9 protein-coding genes are annotated in these 8,550 nt (G+C 74.1%); 2 read left to right on the top strand and 7 right to left on the bottom strand.

Translation table 11 applies throughout. The features are described 5' to 3' along the window. Window positions 1-20: 20 nt before the first annotated feature. Window positions 21-1,076, top strand: a complete 1,056-nt coding sequence (locus ACR807_RS21775) for a cobalt-precorrin-5B (C(1))-methyltransferase (protein ID WP_438923219.1) — start codon at window positions 21-23, stop codon at window positions 1,074-1,076. A gap of 66 nt (window positions 1,077-1,142) precedes the next feature. Here ACR807_RS21775 and cobM read toward each other — a convergent pair whose 3' ends face one another. The 7 genes from cobM to ACR807_RS21810 are packed head-to-tail and all read right to left on the bottom strand — an operon-like array spanning window position 1,143 to window position 8,049. Beyond that, window positions 1,143-1,913 (bottom strand): precorrin-4 C(11)-methyltransferase, encoded by a 771-nt coding sequence (cobM, locus tag ACR807_RS21780; RefSeq protein ID WP_438923220.1) that lies wholly within the window; start codon window positions 1,911-1,913, stop codon window positions 1,143-1,145. Further along, window positions 1,910-3,109, bottom strand: a complete 1,200-nt coding sequence (gene cbiE, locus ACR807_RS21785; protein WP_438923221.1) for a precorrin-6y C5,15-methyltransferase (decarboxylating) subunit CbiE — start codon at window positions 3,107-3,109, stop codon at window positions 1,910-1,912. Before cbiE ends, cobM begins: the two co-directional genes overlap by 4 nt. Beyond that, complete coding sequence (locus ACR807_RS21790) at window positions 3,106-3,498, bottom strand: pyridoxamine 5'-phosphate oxidase family protein (protein WP_438923222.1); 393 nt, start codon at window positions 3,496-3,498, stop codon at window positions 3,106-3,108. Before ACR807_RS21790 ends, cbiE begins: the two co-directional genes overlap by 4 nt. 57 nt (window positions 3,499-3,555) lie before the next feature. Next, window positions 3,556-5,550: an aminotransferase class V-fold PLP-dependent enzyme gene (locus ACR807_RS21795; RefSeq protein WP_438923228.1), complete on the bottom strand. Its 1,995-nt coding sequence runs from the start codon at window positions 5,548-5,550 to the stop codon at window positions 3,556-3,558. A gap of 6 nt (window positions 5,551-5,556) precedes the next feature. Continuing rightward, window positions 5,557-6,315: an amino acid ABC transporter ATP-binding protein gene (locus ACR807_RS21800; protein ID WP_438923223.1), complete on the bottom strand. Its 759-nt coding sequence runs from the start codon at window positions 6,313-6,315 to the stop codon at window positions 5,557-5,559. After that, on the bottom strand, window positions 6,312-7,157 hold the full coding sequence (locus tag ACR807_RS21805) for an amino acid ABC transporter permease (protein ID WP_438923224.1): 846 nt from the start codon (window positions 7,155-7,157) through the stop codon (window positions 6,312-6,314). Before ACR807_RS21805 ends, ACR807_RS21800 begins: the two co-directional genes overlap by 4 nt. Continuing rightward, window positions 7,147-8,049 (bottom strand): ABC transporter substrate-binding protein, encoded by a 903-nt coding sequence (locus ACR807_RS21810; protein WP_438923225.1) that lies wholly within the window; start codon window positions 8,047-8,049, stop codon window positions 7,147-7,149. The genes ACR807_RS21805 and ACR807_RS21810 overlap by 11 nt, the downstream gene beginning before the upstream one ends. A 145-nt stretch (window positions 8,050-8,194) precedes the next feature. Between ACR807_RS21810 and trxA the strand changes: the two genes are divergently transcribed. After that, a partial coding sequence (gene trxA, locus ACR807_RS21815) for a thioredoxin (protein ID WP_438923226.1) occupies window positions 8,195-8,550 on the top strand: 356 nt, incomplete at its 3' end.

The raw sequence follows: 8,550 nt of genomic DNA on the forward strand, positions 1-8,550 counted from the left end.
CGTTGTTGCATCCTGTCGTCGTGAGCACCCTGCGCTACGGATGGACGACCGGCGCCTGCGCCACGGCCGCGACGACCGCGGCCTACACGGCGCTGCTCACCGGCGAGTTCCCCGACCCGGTGGGGGTCGTGCTGCCCAAGGGTCGCACGCCGACGTTCGCGCTGGCCCGCGAGTCCCTGTCCGGCGGCACGGCGACCGCGTCGGTGGTGAAGGACGCGGGCGACGACCCGGACGTGACGCACGGCGCGCTGATCTCGTCGACGGTGCGCCCCGGCCCGCCCGGCGGCGGCGTCGTGTTCCGCGCGGGGCCGGGCGTCGGCACGGTCACCAAGCCGGGGCTGCCGCTGGCGGTCGGCGAGCCCGCGATCAACCCCGTGCCGAGGCGGTTGATGACCGAGCACGTGGCGCGGGTGGCGGCGGAGCACGGCGGCACCGGGGACGTGGTCGTGGAGATCTCCGTCGAGCACGGCGAGGAGCTGGCGCGCAGGACGTGGAACCCGCGGCTGGGCATCCTGGGCGGCCTGTCGATCCTGGGCACGACGGGCGTCGTGGTGCCGTACTCGTGCTCGGCGTGGATCGACAGCATCCGGCGCGGCGTGGACGTGGCCCGCGCGGCGGGGCGCGAGCACGTGGCCGGGTGCACCGGCAGCACGTCGGAGCGGGTCGCCGCCGAGGTGCACGGCCTGCCCGAGGACGCGCTGCTGGACATGGGCGACTTCGCCGGCGCGGTGCTGAAGTACCTGCGCCGCCACCCGGTGCCCAGGCTGACGGTGGCGGGCGGCATCGGCAAGCTGTCGAAGCTGGCGCACGGCCACCTGGACCTGCACTCGGGCCGCTCCCAGGTGGACCTGGGCTTCGTGGCCTCTCTGGTGGGCGACCCGGCCCTGGCCGCCGCCGTCCGGGGCGCCAACACGGCGCTGGGCGCCCTGCACCTGGCCCAGGCCGCCGGGGTGCCGCTGGGCGACCTGGTGGCGGTGCGCGCGAAGGCGACGGCGGACGAGGTGCTGCGCGGCGCCCCGGTGGAGGTGGACGTGATCGTGATCGACCGGGCGGGCACGGTGGTGGGCCGCGCCTAACCGCCCTCAGGCCCGGCCCGCCCGGCCCGCTGTCACGCCCGGCCCGCTGTCACGCCCGGCCCGCTGTCACGCGCGGCCCGCCCGACCCCTCGTCACCGTCCGGCACCGGGTGGTCGAGTACAGGTGGCTGTCCGGGAACCCCTCGGCGGCCAGGACGCGGCCCACCACGATCACCGCCGTCCGCCTGATCCCGGCCGCCTCGACCCGCGCGGCGATGTCGGCCAGGGTGCCGCGCAGCACCTCCTCGTCCTCGCGGCTCGCCCGCGCCACCACGGCGACCGGGCAGTCCGGGCCGTAGTTCGGCAGCAGGTCGGCGACGACCTCGGTGATCCGCTGCACGGCCAGGTGCAGCACGAGGGTCGCCCCGGACGCGCCCAGCGTCGCCAGGTCCTCCCCCGGCGGCATGGGGGTGGCGCGGGCGGCCGTGCGGGTGAGCACGACGGTCTGGCCCACGCCCGGCACGGTCAGCTCGCGCTTGAGCGACGCGGCGGCGGCGGCGAACGCGGGGACGCCCGGCGTGACGTCGTAGGGGATGCCGAGGGCGTCCAGCCTGCGCATCTGCTCGGCCACCGCGCTGAACACGGACGGGTCGCCGGAGTGCAGGCGGGCCACGTCGTGCCCGGCGGCGTGGGCGTCGGACAGCTCGCGCAGGATCTGGTCGAGGTCGAGGTCCGCGGTGTCGACCAGCCGCGCGCCGGGCGGGCAGTGCCCCAGCACCTCGACGGGCACGAGCGCGCCCGCGTACAGGCACACCGGGGACTCGGCGAGGAGCCGGGCGGCGCGCAGGGTGAGCAGGTCGGCCGCGCCGGGGCCGGCGCCGATGAAGTGGACGGTCACGCGTTCTCCTCGGTCACGGGCTTGGTCACGGGTTTGGTCACGGGCTTGGTCACGGCCCACGTGGTCACGGGCAGCTGGGGGCGCCAGCCGGTGAAGCCGCCGATCGGGGCGGCCCGGCTCACCTCGACCCGGGTCAGCTCGCCGCCCAGCCGGGCGTGCCACGCGGTGAGCACGGCCTCCGACTCCAGGGTGACGGCGTTGGCGACGAGCCTGCCGCCGGGCCGCAGCGCCGACCAGCAGCGCTCGACGACACCGGGCGCGGTGAGGCCGCCGCCGACGAACACCGCGTCCGGGGCGTCCAGGCCCTCCAGGGCGGCGGGCGACGGGCCGACCACGACGCGGATGCCGGGCACGCCGAGGGCGGTGGCGTTGCGGGTGACGCGCTCGGCGCGCCCGGGGTGCTTCTCGACCGCGACGGCCCGGCACGACGGGTGCGTGCGGCACCACTCGACGGCGATGCTGCCCGCGCCCGCGCCGACGTCCCACAGCAGCTCGCCGGGGCGGGGCGCGAGCAGCGCCAGGGACACCGCGCGCACCTCGCGCTTGGTGAGCTGCCCGTCGTGCTCGAACGCGTCGTCGGGGCGGCCGGGGACCAGGGACGCGCCGTCCGCGCCGCACTCGACGGCGAGGACGTGCAGCGGGCCGGCGGCGGCCGGGTCGTGGTGCACGCGCTCGTCCGGTCCGCCGAGGTTCTCCAGGACGGTGAGGCGGGCGCGCGGGGCGAGCCCGGCGACCTCGACCGGCGAGGCGCCCAGCACGAGGACGCGCCGCCCGGGGTGCAGGTGCGGGACGACGAGCGCGGCGGGCTTGCCGACCAGGCTGACCACGGCCACGTCGTCGAGCGCCCAGCCGAGCCGGGCGCAGGCCAGCGACACCGACGACGGGTGCGGCACGACCCGCACCCGGTCCGCGCCGAGCAGCCGCACGAGCGTGGTGCCGATGCCGTGGAACATCGGGTCGCCGCTGGCCAGCACGCCGATTCGGCGGCCGGCGTACCGGTCGAGCAGGTCGGGCAGGGCGGGCAGCAGCGGTGACGGCCACGGGACGCGGTCGAACGCGCCGGGCACGAGGTCGAGCTGGCGGGTGCTGCCCATCAGCACGTCGCAGGAGGCGAGGGCGTGCCGCGAGGCGTGGGGCAGGCCGTCCCAGCCGTCCGCGCCGATGCCGACGACCGTGACGGCGGTGGGCGCGCTCACACCGTGCCCAGGACGCGGGTGACGGCGATCTCGATCACCACGCGCTCGGGGTTGGGGCGGGGCGTGCGGTAGCGGGCGGCGTAGCGCCGCTCGGCGTCCGCGACGGACGCGGGGTCGCGCCGGACCACCGCGCGCCCCTCCAGGGTGGACCAGCGGCGACCGTCCACTTGGCACACCGCGACGGGTGCCCCCGCCTCGCCCGCGGCGAGGAGCTGCCGCACCTTGTGCGACCCGCCGGAGGTGATCACGCGCGCGGTGGCGGTGTCGACGTCCAGGGTGACGCCCACGGGCACGACGTGCGGCGTGCCGTCCTTCCGGATCGTGGTGAGGGTGCACAGGTGGCGCTCGGCCCAGAACGCGCGGAACTCGTCGCTGCTGCTCGACAACATGGGTGCATCATGCGGCACGGCCGCGCCGGGGTGGAAAACGCGCCGCGCACGCCGACGTCAGCCCCGGGTCTCGTTGAGGTAGTTGTAGATGGTGTACCGGGTGACGCCGAGCACGCCCGCCAGGTAGTCGACGGAGTCCCTGATCAGGAACAGCCCCGCCTCGTCGAGGACGCGCACGACCTGCGACTTGTGGGACTTCTTCATCAGCTCGACCGGCACGCCGACTGCGGCGACGGCCCGTTCCACCAGCAGGCGCTGGAGCGTGTCGACGTCACCCGGGAACGCCTCGACCGGCCGCGCGGCGGGCCCGGCGCCGGTCCGCGAGCCGGGGTCGCTGTTGACGCACAGGCAGCCGATCGCCTCGCCGTGCTCGTCGCGCAGGAAGACGGTGGAGGAGCGCAGCACCCGGCCGTCGGGCGCGTAGGTCTCGTAACCGGCGAGGTCCTGGGTGGTGCCCCGGCGGACGAGGCCGAGCAGCAGGTCGGTCATGGGACCGCCGACCGAGCGGCCGGTCAGGTCGCCCGCGATGGCGATGATCGAGTTGGGCAGTGCGCCGAGGTCGTGCAGCACGACCTCGGTGCCCGCGCCCAACGCCTCGGCCAGGCTGTTCACCGTGGGGACGAGCGCCTTGAGCACCTCCGCCGCCGGGACGGCGGAGGTGACGGCAGGTGCGGCAGGCCCGGCGGCAGCAGGGGCGGCAGGGGCGGCGGATGCGGCGGTCGCGGACATGGCGGCGGAGTGCGCGGCGATGACGGACGCGGTGACGGCGGACGCGGCAACAGCGGGCCCGGCAACGGCCGATGCGGTGGTGGCAAACGCGGCGGCTGCGGCAGAGGCGGCAGCGGACTCGGTGGCCGACTCGGCGGCAGAGGCGGCGGCGGACTCGGTGGCCGGCTTGGCGGCGGACGCGGCAGTGGGCTCGGGGGCCAGCTTGGTGGCGACGGGCGTGGGTGCCCGGTGGGCGCGGGCGGTGAGGGCCTTGAGGGCGTCGGCGAACCGCGCGACCGTCGCCGGGGTGGTCGAGACGTGCGGCGACAGGCGGACGTGCTCCGGCCGCACGGTCGCCGTCACCCCCGCCTCGGCCAGGGCCGCGCCCACCACCGACGACGGCCGGTCGGGCAGCGTGAACGCGGTGATGCCCGCCCGCCGGTCGGTCGCGGACACCACGGTGCCGCCTGCGGATCGGACGATCTCCATGAGATTGTCGGATTGTTCAACAATCCTGTTGTTGATTCGTGGAACACCGGCCAGCTCGACCAGCTCCAAGGCCGTGGCCAGGGCGCCTGCGGCGACGGGGCTGAGGTTGGTGATGGACCACCCCGCGGCGTGCCGGGCCACCGGGTGGACGGCGTCGTCGAACAACCCGGCGTCCTCGGCGCCGGTCCACCCGGACAGCACCGGGTCGAGGCGGTGCAGGGCCCGGTCGGACAGCGTCATGAACCCGGTGGACCACCCGGCCCGCAGCCACTTCTGGCCACCCACGACCAGGACGTCGGCCACCTCCCACGGCTCGTCGACCACGCCGAAGCCCTGGATGCCGTCGACCACCAGCACCCGGTCGCCGACGACCTCGCGCAACGCGGCCAGGTCGGCCCGGTAACCGGTCCGGAAGTCCACGGCGCTCACCGACACCACCGTCACCGACGGCGTCAACGCCTCCCGCACCGCCTCGGGCGTCACCGGCCCGCCCGGCAGCCACCGCACCGCCGCCCGCCCGGACCGCACCCACGGGTAGGTGTTGGCCGGGAACTCCCCCGCCGACACCAGCACCTCCCCGGTGGCGCCCAGCGCCACCTGGAACAGGCCGGTGCTCGTGTTCGGCAGCAGCGCCACGTGGTCGGTGTCGCCCCGGCACAGCCGCGCCACGGCCGCCTTCGCCCGCAGCTCCTGCCGCATCAGTTCATCCACGGTGGACGGACCGGCGGCGGCGGACGCCTCCAGCAGCCGGGTGGAGGCGTCCACGACCGCGTGCGACGGCGGCCCGAAGCGGGCGAAGTCCAGGTAGCCCTCCGGCTCGTGGAACTGGACGAGGTACGACGACGGGATGCGCATGTCCACCTAGAGCACCTTCGCGAGGAACTGCTTCGTGCGTTGCTGCCGGGGGTCGTCCAGCACCTGACCGGGCGGGCCGGTCTCGACCACCGCGCCGTCGACCATGAACACCACGGAGTCGGCCACCTGGCGGGCGAACCCGATCTCGTGCGTGACCACGATCATCGTCATGCCGTCGCGGGCCAGGTCGACCATCACGTCCAGCACCTCGCCCACCAGCTCGGGGTCGAGCGCGGACGTCGGCTCGTCGAACAGCATCAGCCGGGGCCGCATCGCCAGCGCCCGCGCGATGGCCACCCGCTGCTGCTGGCCGCCGGACAGCTGGTGCGGGTAGGCGTCGGCCTTGTCGGCCAGCCCGACGCGCGCCAGCAGCGCCCGCCCCTCGTCGACGGCGTCGCGCCGGGGCCTGCGCAGCACCCGCACCGGCCCCTCGACGACGTTCTCCAGCGCCGTGCGGTGCGGGAACAGGTTGAACCGCTGGAACACCATGCCGATGCCGCGCCGCTGGCGGGCCACCTCGCGCTCGCGCAGCTCGTGCAGCTTCCCGCCGCGCGAGGCGAACCCGACGGCCTGGCCGTCCACCCAGATCCGGCCCGCGTCGATGGTCTCCAGGTGGTTGACGCACCGCAGGAACGTGGACTTGCCCGCCCCGGACGGCCCGAGCAGGCACACCACCTGCCCGGCCTCCACGGTGAGGTCGACGCCGCGCAGCACCTCGGTCCCGCCGAACGACTTCCGCACGCCCACGGCGCGTACCAGGCTCATCGGGCGACCCCCTTGCCGTAGTGGCGCTCCAGGTAGTGCTGCCCGACGCTCGCCACGCTCACCACCACCATGTACCAGGCCGCCGCCGCGAGCAGCGTCTCCATGATCTGGAGGTTGCGCGAGGCGATGTTGTTGGCCGCGTGGACCAGCTCCAGGAAGCCGATGACGGACGCCATGGACGTGCCCTTGAGCATGTTGATGAAGTTGTTGCCGGTGGGCGGGATGATCACCCGCATGGCCTGCGGCAGCACGACGCGGCGCAGCGCCACGGCGGGTGTCATGCCGATGGCCTTGGCCGCCTCGACCTGCCCGTGGTCGACGCTGTTCAGGCCGGCCCGCACGATCTCGGCCATGTAGGCGCTCTCGTTGAGCCCGAGGCCCAGCAGAGCCGCGACGAACGCCGTGACCAGCACGTTCGTCTTCTCCTCCCAGATGCCGAAGAACGAGATGTCCTCGAACACCAGGGCCAGGTTGAACCACAGCAGGATCTGGAGCAGCACGGGCAGGCCGCGGAACAGCCACACGTACCCGGCGGCGAACCAGCGGGCGACGGGGTTGGCCGAGCGGCGCATCAGGGCGATGACGACGCCGAGCACGATCGCCCCGGCCTGCGCCGCGAGCGCCAGCACGACCGTGTTGACCAGGCCGCGCAGCATGATGTCGTGGGTGAAGAACCCGGGCACGGCCGCGTAGTCGATCCTCGCGTCGGCCAGCGCCCAGCCCAGCAGGCCGAGCAGCACCAGGATCACCGCGCCGCCGACCCACCGCCACCAGTGGCGCAGCGGGACGACGACCAGCTCGTCGTCGGTCGGGGCCGGGGTCACTCCGGGCTCACCGGCCATTGACGGTCACCTCGTCGACCGCGCCCTGCTCGACGTCCCAGGCGGCGAGGAGCTTGCCGTAGGTGCCGTCGTCGACGAGCGCCTGGAGGGCCTTCCGGATCGCGGCCGTCAGCTCGGGGGTGGCCTTGTTCACGCCGATGCCGTACGGGCCGCCGTTGATCGGGGCCAGGTCGACGACCTCGAAGAACTCGCCGTCACCGGCGGTCTTGGCGACGTAGACGGCGGTCGGCAGGTCGTTGAGGATCGCGGCGACGCGCCCGGTGCGCAGCTGGTTCTGGTTCTGCGTGTCGCTGTCCGTGGAGGTCACCTGGATCGGGTCGCCGGACAGGCAGGGGTACTCCTTGGCGTAGGTCTCCTGGCTGGAGCCGAGGTTGACCGCGACCGCCTTGCCGCACAGGTCGTCCGGGCCCTTGACGCCCTGCGGGTTGCCCTTCTGGACCATGATCGTGATGCCCGAGGTGAAGTAGTCGACGAAGTCGATCGCCTGCTGCCGCTCGGCGGTGTCGTTCATCGCGGCCATCGTCACGTCGATGCGCCCCGCCTGGAGGCTCGTGATGAGCGAGCTGAACGCCATGTCCTGGTGCTCGACGGTCAGGCCGAGCTTGGCGCCGATCGCCTTGGCCAGGTCGACCTCGGAGCCGACCGCGGTCTTGCCGTCGGCCGCGTAGAAGTTGTTCGGCGGGTTCTGCACGTTCGACCCGACGCGCAGCTTGCCGGCCTGCCGGACGGCCTCCGGGAGGGTCGCGGCGAGCGCCTCGTCCTTGGTGACGGCCCGCACCACCGCGGCGGTGTCGGGCAGGTCGTCGGCCGGTCCGGCGGGCGGCTCCTCGGTGGGGGCACCGCACGCGACCAGCGCGAACAGGGACAGGGCGAGGGCTGCGGTCCTGCGCACGGGACACCTCCTGCGATCGGGTGACCGAAAGCTACAACGTTCTGTTGAAGAGGTCCACAGTTTGTTGAAAGGAATGTCCGGCGTGTCCCGGTCGTTGGAGCGGGTACAAGGGGGCCGACCCCTGAGTCCACTTTGAGGAGGACCTATGGCCACCGTGGAGCTGACCGCGGAGAACTTCGACGAGGTTGTCGGCGGCTCCGAGATGGTCCTGGTCGACTTCTGGGCCGGGTGGTGCGGCCCGTGCCGCCAGTTCGCCCCGACCTACGAGAAGTCCAGCGAGAAGCACGACGACATCGTGTTCGGCAAGGTCGACACCGAGGCGCAGCAGCAGCTCGCCGCGGCGTTCGAGATCCGCTCGATCCCGACGCTGATGATCGTGCGCGACGGCGTGGTGCTCTACGCCCAGCCGGGGGCGCTGCCCGAGTCGGCGCTGGAGGACCTGATCGACCAGGCCCGCAAGGTCGACATGGAGGACGTGCGCAAGCAGGTCGCCGAGCAGAA

The organism is Saccharothrix sabaoui (genome assembly GCF_051756985.1).
Taxonomy (GTDB): Bacteria; Actinomycetota; Actinomycetes; order Mycobacteriales; family Pseudonocardiaceae; genus Actinosynnema.

What these genes read in the sequence shown, in the direction of transcription:
- ACR807_RS21805 (WP_438923224.1), bottom strand. Translation starts at nt 7,157, where the DNA reads ATGGCCGGTGAGCCCGGAGTGACCCCGGCCCCGACCGACGACGAGCTG.
- ACR807_RS21800 (WP_438923223.1), bottom strand. Translation starts at nt 6,315, where the DNA reads ATGAGCCTGGTACGCGCCGTGGGCGTGCGGAAGTCGTTCGGCGGGACC.
- ACR807_RS21795 (WP_438923228.1), bottom strand. Translation starts at nt 5,550, where the DNA reads ATGCGCATCCCGTCGTCGTACCTCGTCCAGTTCCACGAGCCGGAGGGC.
- ACR807_RS21790 (WP_438923222.1), bottom strand. Translation starts at nt 3,498, where the DNA reads ATGTTGTCGAGCAGCAGCGACGAGTTCCGCGCGTTCTGGGCCGAGCGC.